We start from the raw sequence: 20,606 nt of genomic DNA, 5'->3' as shown, positions 1-20,606 counted from the left end.
CAAACCTCGAACCTTTGGGTTGTCAAACAAAAACTGCAAGAAAAGTTGGCGAGGCTATTGGGCGCCTTCGACAGGCCGGTACATATTATCGACGGATTATCAACGCGCTGGAAAGTGAACTTGCCCGAATCGATACAGACATGAACCAGCATCTCAAGAGCCACTTTAAAGCGCTTTCTGAACGGTTGAGCAGCGTTAAAGGTGTTGGCACGATGACGGTTGCCGCTTTGTTGGCTGAGGTTCCGGAACTGGGTCACCTCTCACGGCGTGAAATCAGCGCACTTGTGGGTGTTGCGCCCGTAAACCGCGACTCGGGCACTATGCGCGGTCGGCGAACCATTTTTGGCGGCAGGGCTGGGGTAAGAACAGCACTGTACATGTCTGCGCTCGTGGCAGCCCGATTTAATCCAGTGATAAAAGCGTTTTACATGCGTCTGCTTGCCGCCGGAAAAGCCAAAAAAGTGGCGCTGGTTGCCTGTATGCGTAAGTTGTTGACTATCCTGAATGCGATGCTCAGAAAGAACGAAGAATGGAATGAGTCGTACCATCACGTTGCTCCATAATTTTTATGCTCAAGACAGTTGCTTACAGCCCTAACCTTAACCCGATTGAGCGATTATGGAAATATATGAATGAGCAGGTACGAAACAATGTCTATTTTCCGGATGCAGAAACGTTCCGTCACTTTTTTCATGTCACATTGCCAGAAAAAGCGAAAGAACTCACCACTCGGTTGACTGATAACTTCCTGATTTTAAAATCTGCATCTTCAAGTTAATTGCGTATAAACAAATAGGTAAAGCCACAAAAAGCCCTACCGATATTATCAAGCAGGGCTTTTAATTTCAGTGCGCTGAATTCAAGCTAATAATACCCAAATTAAGCAGCGTTAATACCATACTGGGCACAAACAGAAGCCAAACCACCAGCATAGCCTTGGCCTACTGCGCGGAATTTCCATTCTGTATTGTGGCGATACAGTTCACCGAACAGCATAGCGGTTTCGGTAGACGCATCTTCAGTCAGGTCATAGCGTGCTACTTCAATTTGTGTGTCATCGTTAACCAGACGGATGAAGGCACCGGAAACTTGACCGAAGCTCTGGCGACGAGCTTGTGCGTCATGGATAGTGACTACAAACACCACTTTTTCTACGTCAGCAGGAACTTGATCCAGTTTGATTTTCAGTGATTCGTCATCGCCATCCCCTTCACCGGTACGGTTGTCGCCAGTGTGCATGATGGAGCCGTCAGACGATTTCAGATTGTTGTAGAAAATGAAATCTGCATCACCACGTACTTTGCCGCTTGCTGTCAGCAGGAAAGCTGAGGCATCAAGGTCAAAGTCTTGTCCGTCAGTAGAACGAGCATCCCAGCCGAGACCGATCAGAACGTTTTTCATGCTTGGCGCTTCTTTGCTTAGAGAAACGTTACCGCCTTTAGAAAGAGATACACCCATTGTTATTTCCTCACTTATTACGTCGTATTAGTTATCTGGATTTTACGGATTTAGCTTGCATTTTCTTTTTGCGGGAACAGCAGGCTGGCAAGAATACCGGCTGCCAGTACGCCAATTACCACAAATAAGCTACTTGTTGCTGAAATTGAATAGCCGTGGTGGAATATATGCTCAGAAGCATTTAGACCCAGTTTTATGGCAATAAAGAACAGTAAAACGATCACTGCCTTTTCCAAATGCACCAGATACTTTTTCAATGCTTCAAGCACAAAGTAGAGCGTGCGCAGGCCCAAGATAGCAAACATCATGGCGCTGTACACAATTAATGGTTCCCGGCTGACTGCAATCACCGCAGGAACAGAGTCAAAGGCAAACATCACGTCAGACAGTTCAACCACTGCCAGACACAGCATCAGTGGCGTAGCATAAAGTGCGGCTTTGCTCGCCCGACCCACTTTCACATCGGCGTTTTCTGGTTTAGCTAATTCCTGACCCACTTCTTTTTGGTTCAGCACAAATGCATGGCCGCGCAGTTTCGGCCAGATTGGGAAGAAACGTTTCACCAGACGGTAGGCAAGGTGCTGTGAATAGTCTTCGATTTCATCGTCATCACCACCACTTTTCAGCATCATAACCGCTGTCCAGCCAACGATAACTGCAAATATGATTTCAACCCACGGCCCAAGTGCCAGCAGACTTGTCCCAATGGCAACGAAAATACCACGGAAGACAATCGCGCCGATAATTCCCCAATACAGGACTCGATGGCGATAGCGGTCCGGGACAGCGAACCAGGAGAAAATCGCCATGATGACAAACAGGTTATCGACGGAAAGGACTTTTTCCAGTGCATAGCCCGTGACAAACAGACTCGCGGCTTCCGCGCCGTGATGAACATACAGGAAGCCCGCGAAAACAAAGGCAATTGCGATCCAGAAAATAGACCAAAGGGCGGCACTACGCAGCGAAACCGGCTTATCATGACGATGCATAAAGAGGTCGATAAATAGCGCACCAACCGACAGAATAATAAATACAGCAACGGTTTCCATCGGAAAACCAATGTGCGTGGATACCATGAAGTAAGCCTCTTAAATTATCTGCGATTACAGTTCGAAATCAGCCGGTGTAAAGCCAAGGGCTAAACAAATTTCACGGGCCGCCTGTTTTTCGTCGTTATCAAAGTCACCATCACTCTTGGCGACTGCAATTCCGACGCGCAAAGCAAGCTGCGCTGCTTCCGGCTGCTGTTTCAGAGCCATAATGAATTTCATGGCTTCACCTTTACCAATGTCAGCATCAAACTCATAGCTGCTGACCAGTTTGTTAAAGAATTCGATAATCTCAGAGGTATCGAACACTTTCAGCTCAGGGGAGTTTTTGATGAAGCCGATCATTTTCTGCTTTTCTTCTGAACTGACGCCGTTACTCGCCATAGCAACGTGTGCACATACGGCTACCGTACCTTCCATGAATTTTCTGTTCTTGAAGCGACTCACTTGAGTGGTGAGTTCTTCACGGCCTGCGTTGAACGCTGATTTGATTTTGTTTAAAAAGGACATCAGTCCCTCCGCTAATTGGTAAAATAGAGAGTTATTTCTTGCCGGATGTCCAGCTAAAGCCCCAGCTAAACGCCTTGTCCATCTCTTTATGCCCGCTGAAGTATTGATTGATGCGTTCTACTTTGATGGTGCCGTTTTCATTGACAAGGCGGGCAATAGCACACATGCCTTTATGGTTGTTGCCTTCTGTCATCCGCGTTTCAATCGGGGGCTGGTCAGGGACATAAATTGTGACTATGCCATCGGTTTTATCCCAGCCAGGCACGCCCTCATAGATAAAGGCGTAGATCAAAACTTCACGGATGTTTTTCCATTCAACCCCATTGACGTGGAGCCATTCACCGTCACTCACTTGACCGGTGCGATCATCGCCCTGTAATTCTACATAAGGTTCATAACGGTAATCGCCAAAGCGATCCCCCAGTGCCTGTACAACGTCTTTCTCTCCATCTTGCAGTCGGACGAAAGCACCGAGATCTAAATCCACGTTTTTGTTTGCACCGAACATGCCTTGCAATAGGCCTTTTGAGGGGGCGGTATTTTGACTCCAGTTCAGATTGATGCGAATTTCACCGTAGCTGTCGCGTTTGCTAAGGCTGATAGTCGGTTTTTCTTTGGTCAAAGAAACCTTACTCAGATTGACGGTATTTGGTGCTGGCTCATCATCCATAATATCTACGCCAAAATGTTCAGCCAGTGGTTTGAGACCGCCATTAAAGCCTTGGGCAATAAAACGGAATTTCCATTCACCGTTCCGGCGATACAGCTCGCCGAGGATCAAGGCAGCCTCTGGACGGCCCTGTACGTCAACATCTCCCTGCAAAATCACGCTGCTGTTCAGTTCAACCTGAATGGAAAGATTACGCAGATTGGAAATCGTTTGATTACCGTCGCAAGTCGCGGTGAACGCGACTTTCTGGACATCCTGGCTCAATGCCGGCAAGTTGACACTGAATGAGGTATTGAGATTACCGGTAGTCAGGCGGACGGTGTTGTCATCATTGACCGGCTGACCGTAGAACACCATATCTGGATCACCCTTCACTTTGCCATCTGCATACAGACGGAAAGCAGAAACATCAACGGCTGAACCCGATAGAACCCGCACAGTGAGCGTTTGATGGGGAACGGGAGCGTTGGCCCCAGGTGTCAGATTCATTAGCGCACCACCGTCTCAACGATCTGCGGAAACATCGCGTCAATAGTACGTCCAAGACAAGGGATGCCGTGAGCTGTGAAATCCCACTGACCCCCGTTGCGGCGCAAGGAAGAGATGATAATGCCAGTGTGAGCGCCTTGCTCATTCAATTGATAGCGAGCCAGCTCTTTGCCGTTTTGGTCCACGACGCGGCAGAAGGCATTTTCAACGTCATTGAAGGTTTGACCACGGAAACTGTTAACGGTAAATGCAAGGTATTCGACATTGGTGGGAAGTTTGATGAGATTGACGCGGATAACTTCATCATCCCCATCACCTTCACCCGTCAGGTTATCGCCAGTGTGTTGTATAGAACCACATTTTGATTTCAGTTGACCGAACCACACGGTATCGATGGCATTCCCCGATTTATCAAGCAGAATGCAGCTTGCATCCAGATCAATTTCATCACTGCCCCCGCCGAATAAACTCGCCAGAAAACCTTTTTTCTTGGTCACAGGATCCCATCCCAGACCAAAATTCATGTTAGCCAGTGATGCGCTCTGTTTGGCGAGCGAAACTGACTGATTTTTGCTTAACGAAACCATTAATGACACCTCTATTCTGTTCGTCGGTGAATCACGGTAATTTCACGTATTAAAAAATCATAATATGACAAATAGATAACTGAATCTGTCATATTATGACTCCCGTAAACAGGTATATTGGCTGTTAACTGTATGATAGAAAACAGTCTGATTTCGTTTGGTATGATTTCTTTTCCATGCAGAAAAGTCAAACAAATTTTGATGTAAATAATCATAATATGATTGACATTTGTTAGTTTGAAACTCTAGACTGCGATGTATATTTCACCGAATTAAGAACAAATGCTGAAAGTTACCCTATTAGTTCGGGGCGATTGGTTCAGGCCGAGATTTTTTTGAAAAGGCATCCCCATGACAGTGTTGAGTGACACCGATGTTTATAAAAAACCCGTTGATGAAAAACAGATTTTTCAAGAGCAGGTTTACCAAAGAAAGTTAAACAGCGGGACATTGACGGTGACGGCATCGCGTCGCACAGCATGTCTGGAAACCCTGTTTGATATCGCTGAACGCCGTAATCCCAAAAGAGCATTCCTGTTTGTCAGTAAAGTCTTGGGGCGACATATTCCGGTCAAGCCATCGATCATGCGTTCGATTTATCAGCAATTATCTGCACGGTTCCCTGCTCATCTTCCCGGCCCGGTTCTATATATTGGCATGGCAGAAACGGCTGTCGGGCTAGCGGCAGGGGTATTTCAGGAAACGCAACACAAAGCCGATAAGCCTGTATTTCTGACGTCGACACGCCATCCGGTTGATGGCGATTTATTGTGTGAGTTTAAGGAAAATCACAGTCATGCTACGGATCATTTGATTTATTGGCCAACAGAAAGCCGCTTGCGCCAACGGGTGACCCAAGCCCGAACTCTGGTTCTGATTGATGATGAAGCAACCACGGGCAATACGTTCCTGAATTTACTGGATGCACTGCGTCATGCAGGGCTTGAGCATATTGAACATATCGTCACCGTGACATTGACAGATTGGAGTGGTAAATCGGTTGTGAAACGCAGCCCGTTGCCGGTTTCTGAAGTTTCCCTGATCGAGGGGAATTGGCAGTGGGAAGCGGATATCTCTGCGCCAGTGCCGGTCATGCCCCAAGTCAATGTGACGGCCAAGGGAGAAATCAACATCATAGGCCAACAGAGCTGGGGACGTTTGGGGTTGGATGAGATCCAATGTGACATTGGCGCTGCAATCAGTGCCAAAGCAGGCGAAAACGTGCTGGTATTGGGTTCCAGTGAATTTGTCTGGCAGCCGTTCCTGCTAGCTGAACGGCTTGAGCAGGAAGGGGCATCAGTGGTATTTGGTTCGACAACCCGCTCTCCCATTTCTTGCGGTCATGCCATCCAATCTGTCATGGCTTTTACGGATAATTACGGGCTGGGCATCCCGAATTTTCTCTATAATGTCGCGCATCAGCACTTTGATCGGGTGTTACTCTGTCTTGAAACGCCCAAAATGTCCGTTGACCCTGCGTTAATGGCACAGCTTGCCCGTGTTTCTCCGGTTGTCGAGATCGTGGGATATGATTAAGCCTGTATTTTTAACTGATCTTGATGACACGCTATTTCAATCTCGCCGCAAGCTGAAAGAAATATCTTTTCGCGTGGGGGCCTTGGATCGAAAATGTTTTCCCCACAGCTATCTGACTGAAAAACAATCCATGCTGGTTGATTGGTTATTGGCTCATGCCGAGGTTATTCCAGTCACCGCCAGAAATACAGAACAATTAAGCCGTGTGCAGATCCCTTTCAGTTCCTGGTGTATTGTTTCGCACGGTGCGGTGATCCTTACACCAGAAGGTGCTGTTGATGAGCTTTGGCAATCGTGCATGTTGTCAGAATTGTTGTCATATCGGGATAAATTGTGTGAGTTGGAACGGTTGAGCCAGCGTTTGATGGCATCTTATGGTATCGATGCCTGGGTACGCATTGACTATGAGTACGGTGATGTACCTGTTTTCCTGATCATCAAGCACCGCAACCACGATAGATTGAATGAGCTTAATATCCTGGCTGACGCTTTAGCCCAAGAAAGTCATTTCCAGCAAAACTTTTATTTCCATCAAAACAATAACAATCTTACTGTGCTGCCAAAGTGTGTTGACAAGGGGCTGGCGACTCATCACCTCTTGCAAAGACTTCGTGCTGAGAGAGGCGTTTTCCCGGTTATCGGCCTGGGAGACAGTTTGAGTGATCACCGTTTTATGCAACTGTGTGATTGGTTTAGTATGCCTCAGCAAAGCCAGTTTGCTGACACATTAATGACAGCCTTATTTGGAGCTGTAAATAATGAATAGCTTTTCCCCTTTCTCTGGGAGTTACGCTTCTGATGATGTTCAATTCCTGCTAAAGCCCGTTCAAATTGAGATGACGCCTGTGGATATTAAGGAGCAGTTGATCCAATCTGGTGCTCGCCATTATTCGGATATGTTAAGTCAGGAGCCGGAACCTACGTCTTATCACCTTGAACTGTTTGATAAAGCGCTTGGGCAAGGGGCTGTTCAGTTGGCGACGGAAGTTGTGATGCTCGCCAAAGCGCTGGTATCCCGCTTTGGTGATACGCCGATTGTCTTGGTCAGCCTGGTCAGGGCTGGCGTTCCTTTGGGGGTGATGTTGCATCAAACGCTCAGAGAAATGGGCAAATGCTCTTATCATTATGGCATCAGCATTATTCGGGATCGTGGTATTGATCATACAGCGCTATCGTATATTGAGCAGCAACATGGAACGGATGGCGTGGTATTTGTTGATGGCTGGACAGGCAAAGGCGCGATTACGACAGAACTGTCGCGATCTTTGGCGGGGCGGGATGGTTATTCAGGTCTCCCACGTCTGGTGGTATTAGCTGATCCTTGTGGGTGTTCGTGGCTGGCAGCCAGCGATGATGACTGGTTGATTCCTTTCGGTATTATGGGCGCGCCGGTATCGGGATTGATATCACGTTCGATCTGGCATGAAGAAGGATTGCATGGTTGCGTGCAGTGTGATCACCTGCTCAAGTTTGAGTGCAGCCGCTTATTGGTGGATACTGTTGCTGATTGTCGTCATCGATTGGATTGCGCTGCTATACCAGAAGCGGTTTGGTTGCCGCAGGAAAAAACCGCTTTGCAGCAATTAAGCAAAACGGTGATTTCTAGTCTTGCTGAAAAATACCAGATTGACAGTATTAACCGTATTAAACCTGGTATTGCAGAAGCCACCCGTGCAGTATTACGACGTGTGCCAGAACATGTACTCGTGCGTTCCCAGGATGATCCTGATGTTGCCCTGTTGGTTCATTTGGCACGTCAGAAAAATGTTGTGATTACGGAAGTCGGTGATCTAATCGGTCAATATCGTGCCGTAACTATGATTAAGAAGGTCGCGTGATGAAACCAATCCCTTCTCCACATCGACTCGGTGCCACTCTGTATATGCCAGCTACCCGCCAGGACATTGCAGAAATTGTGTTACAGAATAAGATCCCTGATCTGCGCTCGCTGGTTATTTGTCTGGAAGATGCCGTTAGTGAACAGGATATTCCCCTTGCCCTCGAAAATCTCCGGGAAGTTATGCAAACATTGACCGAAGAAAGCCGTTTTTCTTCCAATACCGATTGCCATCGTCCCCTGATTTTTATCCGTCCGCGTGATGAAAGAATGGCAAACTATCTGGTGGCCAATGTCAATCTGAGTGCCATTGATGGACTGGTTTTGCCCAAATTTACCCATGCTTCGTTGTCCGGCTGGTGGGATGTTATTGGCTCAACCCATCTGTGCATTATGCCAACACTGGAGAGTGAAGAGGTGTTTGACGTTCGGAAAATGAACCAGCTTGCGGACATTCTCAAACAACACCCTTGCAAGGATCGCATTATTGCCTTGCGTATTGGCGGTAATGATCTGATGAATGTCATATCCCTGCGGCGCTCCCGTAATTTTACCCTGTATGATGGGCCGATGGGCTATGTCATTAAAATGTTGGTTGCCGTTTTTGTTGCGCGGGGATTTGCTCTGACTGCGCCGGTTTGTGAGCATATTGATGATTTGAGATTACTGGAAAAAGAGCTGGAATTGGATGTTGCCCACGGTCTGGTGGGAAAAACGGCCATCCATCCAAGGCAGATTAAATGCATCCAACGAGCGCTAATGGTTAATGCTCATGATCATGCTGAGGCGCTGACTATTCTTAGTGCCAGTGAAGCCGTGTTCAAATCGCAGGGAATGATGTGTGAACCTGCCACCCATCAACGCTGGGCAGTCAATATTCTCGAGCGGGCAGCGCATTATGGTATAGAACCAGAGGCAATAGTATCTTAACCGGTTGAAAATATTGCTAACGCTTTTCATTCGTTTTGATATTGATTTGCCTGTGATAGTAGCTATGCTGAAAGTTATTTTTGTAGTTAACAGTAGATAGCCTGGGGTTTGTTATCCCTGACTTGGTAATAAAAAATGCTGCTTAGTCCCAAACAATTTAGAAATTTTAAATTAACTTTATTACTTTCACAGGGTAAACCGGTTAGTAAGGTTAGGATCATTAGGGAACTGAATTGTTCGGAGCCTACGTTAACACGTGCATTGCGGGAATTGAGAGATCTTTACTGTGCGGATATCCGGTTTAGCAAAATGGGCAATACTTATCAGTTAGTGGATAAAGGGATCCTGACCAGGAAAGATGTGAGAAGGATTGAAGAACTCCTTGTGCAGCATCTCAGTTGTAAATCTGAAGAAGCCACCAGCCATGTCTTTCTTGATAAAGAGAAAAAAAAGCCGGTTTCCCTATCTCTAAGAATGTCTGTCATCAGAAAAATTGATAGTTTGGCTAATCGTCTGGAGACAACCCGAAGTGATGTCGTTGAAACGGTCGTGGATAGGTTTATTGACAAATTGCTCAAAGAGTCCGTGAAAGGAAGTTCATCGAAGAGGCGAGTTCCGTAATGCCAGCCGGTTGGATTCAACTGGCATCAGGGCGATGATTGTTGGTTGGCTTGTTCGCTTAATGATTGTGGCGCGTAAGTTTATCCAGATATCCCATCACAAATGCGGACAAAACAAAGGTGAGGTGAATAATGACATACCACATAAGTTTATTGTCCGGCACATTTTTGGCATCCATAAAGACGCGCAGCAAATGAATGGAGGAAATGGCGACAATTGAAGCTGCAACTTTATTTTTGAGTGAGGTCGCATCCATTTTCCCCAACCAGCTTAATTTCTCTTTGCTTTCGTGAATATCCAGGCTTGAAACAAAGTTTTCATAGCCAGAAAACATCACCATTACCAGCAACCCGCCAACCAGAGCCATATCAACCAGGGAAAGCAACGTCAGGATGAGGTCGGATTCTGTAATGTAAAGAAGGTTCGGCAGGATATGCATGATTTCCAGAAAGAACTTAACCGCAAGGGCAAATAATGCCAATGATAAACCGAAATAAACCGGTGCAAGTAGCCAGCGGGAGGAATACATTGTGTTTTCGAGAAAGCGTTCCATTGTGTTTTTTATGTGTTGCAAAAGGGGCAATAGTATAGATCAAGAGTGTGAAAGCTATGAAATACATATCGCAGCTAAGTGCCCAACGATGAACTATACATGGTCAGAAAATAGTAAATGACTATCATTGCTATCAGATAATCCTGGGGACTTGTAGCATGGTGGCAAGTTTCACCCCTGTTTCTTGCCATTCAGCATGGGGTTGTGAATCAGCAACGATGCCTGCTCCTGCAAAGAGTCGCATAGGGTTTTCGAATAATTCCCCACAACGAAGGGTAACAACCCATTCACCATTTTCCTTGGCATCACACCAACCGCTGGGAACAGGAACTGCTGACCCCTGTATTAAAGAAGGCGTTCGCCTTTTTTAGGATTTCCTTTTCCATCCTTAACTGTTTGTTTTCTTCTCGAAGTTTCAGCAACTCCTGTCGCTCACCAGAGGTTAGGATTCCGGGTTGGAATTGCTCGACATGTTGTTTCCGCCAGGCATGTAGCAATTTTTTGGAGACCCCTAAGGATTCAGCGGCTTGTGGGACACAATAACCTTGTTCTATACCAATCCAACTTCAAGATGCGCGTTATATTTCCCCGCGCAGCGGGGAAATATAACGCCTCGCGTCGTCTTGCGGATTGCAACTTGAAGTTTATCGAGTATATAAATATAGTTTTTAATTAGTTATAGGGAGAGGGAATATCCTCTCCCTCTCATCTTTTTATTGCGCATCTAAACATTCATAATAAAAAACTTTCTATTAATCCGTTAAATTTACGTAATCCTGTGGTTTTAATCACAGATGGAGTTGCTTTCATATGGTTCTAAGACATTTAAAGATTTAAAAAATAGCGTGGAGGTCTTTTTATAGTAGGTGAATTGTTCTTCTTGAAAAATTTTATGGTAATTAAAAATTAATTTTTGAAATTTTTAACAAAATGATTAAACTATATCATTATTATGAATCGTAAATTTTATACCAATCCAACTTCAAGATGCGCGTTATATTTCCCCGCACAGCGGGGAAATATAACGCCTCGCGTCGTCTTGCGGATTGCAACTTGAAGTTTATCGCGTATAGAGGCTTATGTGATGGGTAACGAAAAAAAAGTAGTTTTTTTTATTATTTTAATTGTATCTATATTTACTGCATTTATTGGATTTATAGTTCATGTTATTAACGTTGAGTTGTTAATACCATACATTAGAAGTGAAGTAAATAACGTATCTGTTTTACCCTCTTGGGATGTTAGGTACTTGGCTGCATTCACAAGTATAGAAACAGGTTTTGGTATAACAATCTTGTATATATTCATAAAAAGGGGTATGCCTACATATAATTCTTTCACAAGAGGAATTATTATGTGGTTACTTGAATTGGCGATCATGGGTAGACTAGTTCGGCAACCACTAATGGATTTTGCTATAGGAAACCCTTTCTTAATATCTATATTGCAAAACTCAATATCATGGGTTAATTGGTTTTTCATTTGCCTTATAACTACATTTTTATATGATTATTTAATTAAATTATGGTGTAAAAATAATAATGGATAACGAAAGACAATTGGTGATTCCAAATCGGAAGAAGTGCACGACAAAATGATAGGGACGTTTATTGAGCGTGAAAACTACATTTAGCGGGTAATCAACCCATTCAATACATGACCTACCATAGAAGCAGGCTTCTACGTTCGGGCACGAAATTTGCCAATCATGGTTAACGAAAATAAAGAACTATCCCAATGTTTCAGAATAACACCAGACATGGAGTGTTATGGTATGGTTAAAATTTGTTAAAATAAGGGTTTCTTAAATGTGGCATTTTATAGTGAGTATTGGTGGTGTAAATAGTGTAGGTGATGGCTTTGATTAAACCCGCTTTCTTTTGATAACAAGCTAAAAAACAGCACGCCTTTTTAATCTGTCCCTGCTTTTTAGACAACTATCACCTTGATGGTTTCAAGCTGCCTACACAATAAAAAACATAAGAGCTGGCATTTTTGCAAATCAACAATGGATGGTGACTAACATGAATAAGAGATACAGAATACCCTGGAACACTCTGGCTTCCTCTCGTTTATCCGTAAAAACCCAATCACGAGTACTTTCTCACGCGATAGCTTGTTGTTTGGCCGCAGCCAGTGCAGGCACCTATGCGGAAAACTATGTTGAGAAAGGACGGATTGGCGATCCGGCCAGTTGGCGTTCCAGTGAGTTTTCGGGCCAATGGGGACTGGGTGCTATTCACGCTGATGAAGCCTATGCCAGAGGCTATACCGGTAAAGGGATCAAATTAGGCATATTTGATCAGGCCGTTTATGCCAAACATCCTGAGTTTATGGGAAAAGATAAGGTCACCAACTTAAAAACTTCGGGGATACGTGAATATACCGATCCCTATATTCCGGTGAAAAAAGGTGATTCATTCACTTATGATGGCACGCCGTCCGTGGATAGATATGGGAGGCTAGGAACACATGGCGTCCATGTTGCAGGTATAGCGGCAGCTAACAGGGATGGCAGAGAGATGCATGGCGTGGCTTATAACGCCCAAATATTCACAGCGGATAACGGTGATCCCGGCCCTGAAGATGGCATTATCTTAGGCAATGATGGTGGTGTTTATCAGGCTGGTTGGAATGCCTTGATAGACAGTGGTGCCCGTATCATTAACAACAGCTGGGGGATTGGTATTGATAGGGAGCTTGAGAGAGGCGGGAAAGATCCGAACGCAGCCCATTTTACCCTGGCTGAAGCCCGGATGCAGTTTGATGAAATCAAACCGATTTTGGGGACAAAACCGGGGGGAGCATATCAGGGGGCAATTGATGCTGCTCGTAGCGGTATTGTGACAATTTTTGCTGCTGGCAATAGTAATAACTACAGTAATCCAGATGCTATTGCGGGCCTGGCTTGGTTTGTGCCAGAGATTGCACCAAACTGGTTGACAGTAGCGAGCTTGCAAAAAGATCCAAATAGTACCCATAGCGTGCCTTATATCATCAGCAATTTTTCCTCCCGCTGTGGCTATACGGCCAGTCTTTGTGTCAGCGCACCGGGTAGTGAGATCTATAGTTCAGTTATTAAGGGAACTGGAATAGATGATATGACTACCGGCTATGACAGTTATAGCGGAACCTCAATGGCTGCGCCACACGCGGGTGGTAGTATTGCGGTATTGATGGAGCGTTTTCCCTATATGAGCGGCGAGCAAGTCGCCTCCGTGCTTCGTACTACGGCGACTGATATGGGGGAAAAGGGTATTGATGAGCTTTACGGCTGGGGATTGATCAACCTCGGTAAAGCAATAAATGGCCCTGGCATGTTCTATACCGCAGAGGATATTCCTGAAAAACTCCGTATACCAGATCCTGACGGAGTCGCCTACGGCAAGGGGCAGTTTATCGCTGATATTCCGGGTGTTGGTGCCGTACTCGATAAGGATAAACCGACTGAACGCATCTGTGATGCGGGTCAGTGTGCGCAGGATCAATGGAGCAATGATATCAGTGGTCATGGTGGATTAACTAAACAAGGTAGAGGTGCGCTGACTCTCAGTGGCCAGAATACCTATTCTGGCCCAACACGGGTCAAACAGGGATTACTGAACGTGAGCGGTAGTGTCTCTTCTGGCGTATCAGTCATGGAAAGTGGCACGCTTGGTGGGAATGGGATGGTGGGGACGCTCAATGTGCAGCGTGGCGGGACGGTAGCACCGGGTAACTCTATAGGTACGCTTAAGGTTGCCGAAAAAATTACCTTTGAACCCGGTTCTCATTACGCTGTTGAAATCGCTTCCGATGGGCGCAGTGACAACATTCAGGTTGAAAAAAGGGCACAGATCGATGGCGGAAAAGTTACCGTTTCCCTTGAGCATACGGCGAACTTGCTTTCTTTTGAAGAGGTGCGAAGCCTGACGGGTCAGCAATACACTATTCTTAGTGCGAAGCAGAATATCAATGGCCGTTTTGATGATGTCGTCCCGAATTATCTCTTCCTTGGTGCTGGATTGTCTTATCAGCCTGGTGAAGTCACTCTCCATGTTGGGCGTAATGAGACGGCTTTTGTCGATTTTGCTAAGACACAGAATGAACGCGCAGTGGCTGCTGCCGCTGATACCCTTGGCATGGGTAATCCGGTTTACGAAAGTATCTTAGCCAGTCGTTTTACGGAACAAGCCCGCTCTGCATTCCGTCAGCTTGATGGACAAATCCACGCTGATATTGCGTCTCAGTTGGTTAATGACAGCCGTTATTTGCGTGATACCTTGAATTCTCGTTTGAGTCAGATTGAAGGCTATTCATCTTCGCCTGATATTCATGGAGACAAGAACGGTGCATGGGTTCGACTGCTTGGTGCATGGAGCCACGCTTCTGGTACAGCGAATGCGACGGGCTATCAGGCTTCCAACTATGGTTTATTCCTTGGCGCGGATGCTCTTATTGATGAATACAGCCGTCTTGGTATCGCAACGGGTTATACCCGTACTTCCCTTGATAGCGGTAACAGTGTGACTGCTGACAGTAATAACTATCACCTCGCTCTTTATGGTGACCGTCAATTTGGTGACTTTGTTTTGCGAGCCAATAGCGGATTCACGTGGCACCGTATTGATACCAAACGCTTTATCAGCTATGGCAGTCAGCGTGATAGTGAGAATGCCAGGTACAGTGGACGAACAACACAATTATCCGCAGAACTTGCTTACCCTCTGCCGACAGGGGTTGTGAATTTGGAGCCATTCGTTAACTTGGCTTACGTCAATTTCCGCAATGAAGGCATTAACGAAGACGGTGCTGCCGCCGCACTTCGTGGTAACAGCCAACATACGGAAGCCACTCTTTCCACATTGGGATTACGTGCCAACCATAGCTGGCAGACTGCATGGGGTTCTTCAATGACCCTAAAGGGAGAATTAGGCTGGCAACACCAATACGGTGAACGTGAACGAGCAACAGGTTTATCGTTCCGTGGCAGTAACACGACGTTTGTGACTCACAGCGTGCCTGCTTCTCGTGATGGTGTGGTGCTAAAAGCTAACGCGGAGATGAGTGCAAGTAATAACGTTTCATTCACGCTTGGCTATAGTGGATTGCTCTCCAGCGCTCATCAGGACAATAGTATGAATATCGGTTTTAGATGGCAATTCTGATGATGGGCGGGATGTAAACATTCGATAAAATATGTGGAGTCAGTGATGCTGGCTTCACTATATTTCTTATGGTTTTATTTTGGTGTCTTAAATGTCATTTCTATTAATGCCCTTTAATTTTTATCCTCTTGGTTAATAACTCCATAATTGAAGAGTCTCATTTTCACTTTATCCAAAGCTTGCATGTGAACTTTTGCAAGATTGGTGTTTGGCGATGGGCGTTACATATGTTCAGCGAACTCTTCTCCGTTAATGCTTCAAGATAATCTCTTTGATGTTAGCACTATCATTCTGTATCTTGCGAATATCAGTGAATAGGATGTTTATCACTGACTGTTAAATCAGAATCCAGTTTCGCCAATGGAAATTCAAGAGGTTGTGATAGTTACTATTACATTTGCAATTATTTTTACAACAATAAGTTAACGATTATTATGACATACCGTTTATCATCTAAAGATATTTGGCCATTGGGCTTTATAACCTTTGCCCTGTTCGTCGGGACAAGAAATATCATTCTGCCTATGGTTAACCTGCAAGCAGGTGAGCATGTTCGGAGCGCTGCGGCTGGTTTTTTGCTCACGGTTATGGGCCTGAGTACATGTGCTAACACAGTATTTATTCGGGGGTTAGCATGAGTCAACAATGGACATCCCGTCTGGGGCACATATTAGCAGCAACCGGATCTGCCGTTGGCATTGGTGCCATTTGGAAATTTTCGTATGTTTCAGCAACAAATGGTGGCGGTGCATTTCTGGTTGTATTTTTATTGTTTAGCTTTGTGATTGGATTAGCGGTTCTGTTGGCTGAGAACATGCTGGGAAGCAGTACGGGTGAAGTGGCCGTTAATGCGTTTAAAAAATTACTGGGTAAACACTGGGGGTGGGTTGGCCTTATCGGTGTATTCAGTTCATGGTGTATCTATAGCTTCTACAGTGTTGTCGGTGGCTGGACCATAGGCTACACGGTGATGGCAAGTACAGGAAAATTGAATATTACAGATGTTTCTCAACTGACATCTATTTTCACCAATTTCATCAGCAATCCATGGTGGCCGATAATCGCCCATCTGGCCTTTTCAGGGCTAACCTGTTTCGTTGTATTATCGGGTGTGCAAAAAGGTTTGGAAAAATCAGTTAAGGTCATGATGCCACTGTTATTTTTGATCATGATAGTGTTAATTATTATTGGCATCCGCTTACCTGGCTCATCAGAAGGGTTAAAATTATTCTTATACCCAGACTTTAATAGCTTGACCGGAAAAGGTGTTTTAGATGCATTAGGGCTGGCATTTTTTTCACTGTCTATTGGTTTAGGGATCCACATTACGTACAGCTCCTATTTGCCTAATAACAAAGGCATTGGTAAATCGAGTATTTGGGTTGTCAGTCTCTCCTGCTTGGTCTGTATATTGGCTGGTCTGATGATTTTTCCTGCTTTGGCTGCTGCTGGTTTAAAACCAAATGCGGGACCTGGATTAACGTTTATGACGATGCCAATTTATTTCGCCAGTCTTCCTGGTGGCTCAATCTTAGCCGTCATTTTCTTTTTATTATTATTAATGGCTGCACTGACCTCAGCAATTTCATTACTTGAGCACATCGTTGCTTATGTTCAGACGCGTTTTCAATGGTCGCGCCGTAAAACAAGCTTAATAGTCACGGCATCGATTATGTTAATGGGGATACCTGTTTCCTTATCTTTTGGTCCTCTAAGTCACGTCACATTAGGTGGAAAATCCATCTTCGACATGCTGGACTTTATTACTTCCAATGTCCTCATGCCATTATTCGGGATTATCATCTGCCTCGTATTTGGTTGGTCACGTAAGGTCAATGCACTAATACCGGATAATATGTCATTGCGCAAGCGTCAGTGTTTACGCTTTATATGGCGATATGTCGGACCTTTATGTATCGGGGTGATTTTGGTACACGGGCTTATTTGATTGTGTTAAGTATCATCTTTCATCCATTTTTATTTGATAGAGAATGATACTGCAATTTTGCGACACTGTTGCATTTTAGGTCAAAATTTAAACGGGCGAGTTTATCCACCAAAACCGCCCGTTGACCAACAACGAGGCGAACGGTGCCTGCGAGGCAGTGTGATCATGCGAAAAATCTGCTTTAGCTTAGTCAATATAGGGCTGGTGAAGGGTTACTTGAGAGAGCAGGGGCATAATCCGCTGTGCAGCCTGTGGATCTCTGATTGATACTGGACCCGCTGGCCGCAGCAAACGGACACGTTATACGCCGGCGCATTATCCGGGTAACGGGTCGAGCCGTTTGCAGATATATCAACAGCCCCAAGCGGCCTGAATTCCTTTTCACTCTTGCGCCTTTCGGGGCGCTTTGCGTGGAGCAATACCACACAGGTTTAAAGATATGGCATAAACTGTGCCATAGGGTAATTACATGGCATCGTAAACAGGAATGTTATTGAACAATCTATTTGATACCTTAAAAGCTCAGGATATCGGACAGAACAACACCCTAAACATGCGTGCATCAGTCCGATATTCAGGGTGTTGTTCTGGAATAGCGATTTAATGGGGCAAATTAGAAACGATAGCCAACGCCAACGACAAATGTTCCTACTTTAGCTTTATCACCTAAATCAGAATATTCGTAGGCAACATCAACAGCGATATTTGAGATCGGATTAAATTGTAATCCTGCAGCGTAAGCAACAGCGGATTTATTTTCGCTGCGAATCCTATATGTTCCTAAGCCAGATGCAGTCTGATGATCGTCAATATTAGCCGCACCAATCATGGCATAGGTGCTGACATATTCATTAAAGCGATAGGTTGGACCTGCCATCCAAGACCTGTAAGTAATATCTCTGGTAAGTTTTCCCAGATGGCCAATAGGGGAATTTAGGGTTTGGTTTTCACCTTCCCTGGTCAGCGTGAACGAGCTTATAACGCCCCAATTATCATTAATTTCATAACGGTATTTCAGGTTAACACCTTTGGGTTCATTATCCAGTTTATCGCCTTCAAGTTTCATTTTCACATCACTTTGGGCATAGCCGACTGAAATGGTGTGTTTGCCACTTGCATTTGCTGTGAATGAAGCAATAGATAACCCCGCCACAATTGCTGAGGTCAGTAGCACTTTTTTCATGATAAGTATCTCTTTGTTATATAAATCTCGCGGTAATATATATAAATTCCGAAAAAAAACAACGGAAAAAATAACCAAACTAAATTAATTTATTTGAATTAATTATGACCAGTTATGTTTGATTAGGGTTTTTTATTCTTTTCCAGGAACTTGCCGAAGCCGTATTCAAAAAGATCTTAACTTTTTTGATGAGTTACCATATGTATTGGCAACAATGATTTCGTGTTACCGTCTTATGTAATGATTGCATCATCGGGTCACGTATTCAACCCGTTGATGATTATGTGTCATCGCTCTTTTTTCGGAGAGATTAAATGGCGACGGTTGAAGTAAAATGTCGATTTTGCCAGCAAACGGAATTCGTCAAAAAACACGGTAAAGGCGATGCAGGGCATCAACGCTATCCATAATCAAATTGTTGAACCGTAAAACACTCGGTTACTCAAAATCCCCGGAGAGGCATGACAAAGTTATCGGCACTTTTATCGAAAGAGAATACTCTATTTAAGGCGGCTCAACGGGTTGAATACGTGACCCATCACTACAATTATTTAAATAAATTCATGTCATGAAATAGTCTTATAAAAAATAGATCAATAAAAATAATTTGTTGTTATTTTGACGAGAGTTTTTATCTTTTGTTTATATAATGTTAATTAATGAGATATTTATTTTTATTATTTTGTTGGAAATGCTTTAATGCGTGGTCTAATATTTATATGTACCAATACTGATTATGGGTATCGCTATCAATTTTTAATTGAATCCAGGGTGTCATATTGGGTGTGTTTTATTTATTTAATTAATAATATTGTATTTTCATGGGGTTATTCTCAGTATATTTTTATTTGCATTGTGGAAAAATCAAAGAATCATCAGGATAATCAGTTATTTTATTCTTTCCCATAGGGGAATCATAATGAAAACACAACTAAAGAATAATTCATCTAAAATAGAAGGGTTACCTACCTTTAATATTGTAGTATCTGATGGTCGCCGAGAAGGTGTGCTATTTGCGAATGGAAATATGCAGCTTGGTATTGTGATTAATATACAAGCTACGACGGCTAATTATGATGAGGAAATAAAATTATCTGATGAACAATTAAATAGTATTGAATTGGTTAATAAAATAACAGGTGAAAAATTATCGAGTGAGTGGTCATACAGTTCTGAGGAAAATGATTATTTTCACCAGTTTCCACAACAAGGCATGACAGGAAACACAAATTTATCATCTGATGAAATAGATTCATTCAATAATAAATCTGAAGCTCAGAAAAAATTTTATTGGCTAAAAACAACAGCGATTGAAACCGTTGAAATAATAGCAAAAGTGGCATTGGATGGGAAAACATTTTTATCAGATGATGAACATGGCAAGGGGTCCCACATTGCTGTTATGGGGCGAAAAGCAATTATTTATCATGCTAATGATCTAGTGAGGCAAACAGAAAAAAATGTCGCTAATGGTACATATAAATGTAAAGTGACCACTGTTGAACCTGGTGGTCCATTTGTTCACTCACGTACAGTAATTGAATTTGAGGATCTGGAATGGATTCAAGATAATCATTACATCTATGTCAATGATAGTTATAAATTTTCTGTTCATGATGTTGATATTAAAAATACGATAAACGATAAAGACATTTCCAGATATGATTATCGAAGGTTTACTCATCATACAAAAGATGATCATCTTTATCTTTGGTTTCTGTGGGGGGAATATAAGGCCAGGAGAATGGCTGGCGCTGATTATCAGTCTAAAAAAGATTATTTTAGTGATTCTGGTATCTCTATAACGAGGGAAGCGACGCCACAAGTAGAAATAGACACAACACCACGTACTGATGTTGTTAGTTTGAGTCGACTTTATTTCAAAAAACCAATAAACAATTTTTGGGTTGATGAAGCGAACCAAGTTCCACAGTTTAAATTTCGTGATATTTATGGCAATGAATCAGTCTGGCTAAAAATTATCATGGATGTTTCGGATAGTGAGAACGAATTTCACCTACAGGAAGGGTAAAACGGTCTATAGAGTTTTAACGACTAAAATATTCTGTTCTCAAAGTTAAAGGT

At 43.9% G+C, this 20,606-nt stretch carries 18 protein-coding genes and 5 pseudogenes; 15 read left to right on the top strand and 8 right to left on the bottom strand.

The window, feature by feature from the left end:
- Window positions 1-563, top strand: a 563-nt coding sequence (locus ABLA76_RS08415) for a transposase (RefSeq protein ID WP_348987580.1), incomplete at its 5' end; no start/stop codon positions are given.
- Between the two features lie 23 nt (window positions 564-586).
- Window positions 587-778, top strand: a pseudogene (locus tag ABLA76_RS08410) (transposase); the annotation flags it as partial.
- 101 nt (window positions 779-879) lie between these two features.
- On the opposite strand, the gene ABLA76_RS08405 reads toward ABLA76_RS08410, so the two are convergent.
- The 5 genes from ABLA76_RS08405 to ABLA76_RS08385 are packed head-to-tail and all read right to left on the bottom strand — an operon-like array spanning window position 880 to window position 4,766.
- Window positions 880-1,458, bottom strand: coding sequence for a TerD family protein (locus tag ABLA76_RS08405; protein ID WP_348987579.1), 579 nt, complete (start codon window positions 1,456-1,458; stop codon window positions 880-882).
- Between the two features lie 50 nt (window positions 1,459-1,508).
- Complete coding sequence (locus tag ABLA76_RS08400; RefSeq protein WP_285808529.1) at window positions 1,509-2,537, bottom strand: TerC/Alx family metal homeostasis membrane protein; 1,029 nt, start codon at window positions 2,535-2,537, stop codon at window positions 1,509-1,511.
- Window positions 2,538-2,564: 27 nt separating this feature from the next.
- Window positions 2,565-3,020, bottom strand: a complete 456-nt coding sequence (locus ABLA76_RS08395; protein ID WP_047771291.1) for a tellurite resistance TerB family protein — start codon at window positions 3,018-3,020, stop codon at window positions 2,565-2,567.
- A 31-nt stretch (window positions 3,021-3,051) separates the two neighbouring features.
- Window positions 3,052-4,179, bottom strand: a complete 1,128-nt coding sequence (locus tag ABLA76_RS08390) for a TerD family protein (protein WP_348987578.1) — start codon at window positions 4,177-4,179, stop codon at window positions 3,052-3,054.
- Window positions 4,179-4,766 carry a TerD family protein gene (locus ABLA76_RS08385; protein ID WP_348987577.1) on the bottom strand — a complete coding sequence of 196 codons (588 nt, stop codon included), beginning with the start codon at window positions 4,764-4,766 and terminating at the stop codon, window positions 4,179-4,181. Before ABLA76_RS08385 ends, ABLA76_RS08390 begins: the two co-directional genes overlap by 1 nt.
- 351 nt (window positions 4,767-5,117) lie before the next feature.
- Between ABLA76_RS08385 and ABLA76_RS08380 the strand changes: the two genes are divergently transcribed.
- The 5 genes from ABLA76_RS08380 to ABLA76_RS08360 all read left to right on the top strand — a co-directional run bounded on the left by ABLA76_RS08380 (window position 5,118) and on the right by ABLA76_RS08360 (window position 9,690).
- Window positions 5,118-6,302 carry a phosphoribosyltransferase domain-containing protein gene (locus ABLA76_RS08380; RefSeq protein WP_285808520.1) on the top strand — a complete coding sequence of 395 codons (1,185 nt, stop codon included), beginning with the start codon at window positions 5,118-5,120 and terminating at the stop codon, window positions 6,300-6,302.
- A complete protein-coding gene (locus ABLA76_RS08375) occupies window positions 6,295-7,068 on the top strand; it encodes a hypothetical protein (protein ID WP_348987576.1) in 774 nt (257 codons plus the stop codon). The genes ABLA76_RS08380 and ABLA76_RS08375 overlap by 8 nt, the downstream gene beginning before the upstream one ends.
- Window positions 7,061-8,140 (top strand): cysteine protease StiP family protein, encoded by a 1,080-nt coding sequence (locus ABLA76_RS08370; RefSeq protein WP_348987574.1) that lies wholly within the window; start codon window positions 7,061-7,063, stop codon window positions 8,138-8,140. Before ABLA76_RS08375 ends, ABLA76_RS08370 begins: the two co-directional genes overlap by 8 nt.
- Window positions 8,140-9,069 carry an HpcH/HpaI aldolase/citrate lyase family protein gene (locus ABLA76_RS08365; RefSeq protein WP_348987583.1) on the top strand — a complete coding sequence of 310 codons (930 nt, stop codon included), beginning with the start codon at window positions 8,140-8,142 and terminating at the stop codon, window positions 9,067-9,069. The genes ABLA76_RS08370 and ABLA76_RS08365 overlap by 1 nt, the downstream gene beginning before the upstream one ends.
- A gap of 135 nt (window positions 9,070-9,204) precedes the next feature.
- On the top strand, window positions 9,205-9,690 hold the full coding sequence (locus ABLA76_RS08360) for a tellurium resistance protein TerW (protein WP_348987573.1): 486 nt from the start codon (window positions 9,205-9,207) through the stop codon (window positions 9,688-9,690).
- A gap of 58 nt (window positions 9,691-9,748) precedes the next feature.
- Here ABLA76_RS08360 and ABLA76_RS08355 read toward each other — a convergent pair whose 3' ends face one another.
- Complete coding sequence (locus ABLA76_RS08355) at window positions 9,749-10,243, bottom strand: TIGR00645 family protein (protein ID WP_047771279.1); 495 nt, start codon at window positions 10,241-10,243, stop codon at window positions 9,749-9,751.
- A 133-nt stretch (window positions 10,244-10,376) separates the two neighbouring features.
- A pseudogene (locus ABLA76_RS08350) lies at window positions 10,377-10,559 on the bottom strand (chorismate-binding protein); the annotation flags it as partial.
- 768 nt (window positions 10,560-11,327) lie between these two features.
- Here ABLA76_RS08350 and ABLA76_RS08345 point away from each other — a divergent pair.
- The 5 genes and pseudogenes from ABLA76_RS08345 to ABLA76_RS08325 all read left to right on the top strand — a co-directional run bounded on the left by ABLA76_RS08345 (window position 11,328) and on the right by ABLA76_RS08325 (window position 17,338).
- Complete coding sequence (locus tag ABLA76_RS08345) at window positions 11,328-11,792, top strand: hypothetical protein (RefSeq protein WP_348987572.1); 465 nt, start codon at window positions 11,328-11,330, stop codon at window positions 11,790-11,792.
- Window positions 11,793-11,876, top strand: a pseudogene (locus ABLA76_RS08340) (IS1 family transposase); the annotation flags it as partial. It lies immediately after the preceding gene.
- 391 nt (window positions 11,877-12,267) lie between these two features.
- Entirely contained in the window at window positions 12,268-15,390 is a 3,123-nt protein-coding gene (locus ABLA76_RS08335; RefSeq protein WP_348987571.1) for an autotransporter outer membrane beta-barrel domain-containing protein, read from the top strand.
- Window positions 15,391-15,824: 434 nt separating this feature from the next.
- Window positions 15,825-15,986 (top strand): annotated as a pseudogene (locus ABLA76_RS08330) (branched-chain amino acid transport system II carrier protein); the annotation flags it as partial.
- 38 nt (window positions 15,987-16,024) lie between these two features.
- Complete coding sequence (locus ABLA76_RS08325) at window positions 16,025-17,338, top strand: sodium-dependent transporter (RefSeq protein ID WP_047771275.1); 1,314 nt, start codon at window positions 16,025-16,027, stop codon at window positions 17,336-17,338.
- A gap of 613 nt (window positions 17,339-17,951) precedes the next feature.
- On the opposite strand, the gene ABLA76_RS08320 is transcribed toward ABLA76_RS08325, so the two are convergent.
- The gene (locus ABLA76_RS08320; protein ID WP_348987569.1) at window positions 17,952-18,521 is read right to left on the bottom strand and encodes an Ail/Lom family outer membrane beta-barrel protein; all 570 of its coding nucleotides are present in this window, start codon (window positions 18,519-18,521) and stop codon (window positions 17,952-17,954) included.
- A 314-nt stretch (window positions 18,522-18,835) separates the two neighbouring features.
- On the opposite strand from ABLA76_RS08320, the gene ABLA76_RS08315 reads away from it, so the two are divergent.
- The 3 genes and pseudogenes from ABLA76_RS08315 to ABLA76_RS08305 all read left to right on the top strand — a co-directional run bounded on the left by ABLA76_RS08315 (window position 18,836) and on the right by ABLA76_RS08305 (window position 20,553).
- Complete coding sequence (locus tag ABLA76_RS08315; RefSeq protein WP_348987568.1) at window positions 18,836-18,931, top strand: IS1 family transposase; 96 nt, start codon at window positions 18,836-18,838, stop codon at window positions 18,929-18,931.
- Window positions 18,922-19,029 (top strand): annotated as a pseudogene (locus ABLA76_RS08310) (IS1 family transposase); the annotation flags it as partial. The gene ABLA76_RS08315 and the pseudogene ABLA76_RS08310, both read left to right, overlap by 10 nt.
- 411 nt (window positions 19,030-19,440) lie before the next feature.
- On the top strand, window positions 19,441-20,553 hold the full coding sequence (locus ABLA76_RS08305; protein WP_348987567.1) for a hypothetical protein: 1,113 nt from the start codon (window positions 19,441-19,443) through the stop codon (window positions 20,551-20,553).
- Window positions 20,554-20,606 lie beyond the last annotated feature (53 nt).

The organism is Xenorhabdus sp. SGI240, assembly GCF_040081915.1.
Taxonomy (GTDB): Bacteria; Pseudomonadota; Gammaproteobacteria; order Enterobacterales; family Enterobacteriaceae; genus Xenorhabdus; species Xenorhabdus bakwenae.
This window is presented reverse-complemented; position numbering and strand designations above follow the sequence as displayed.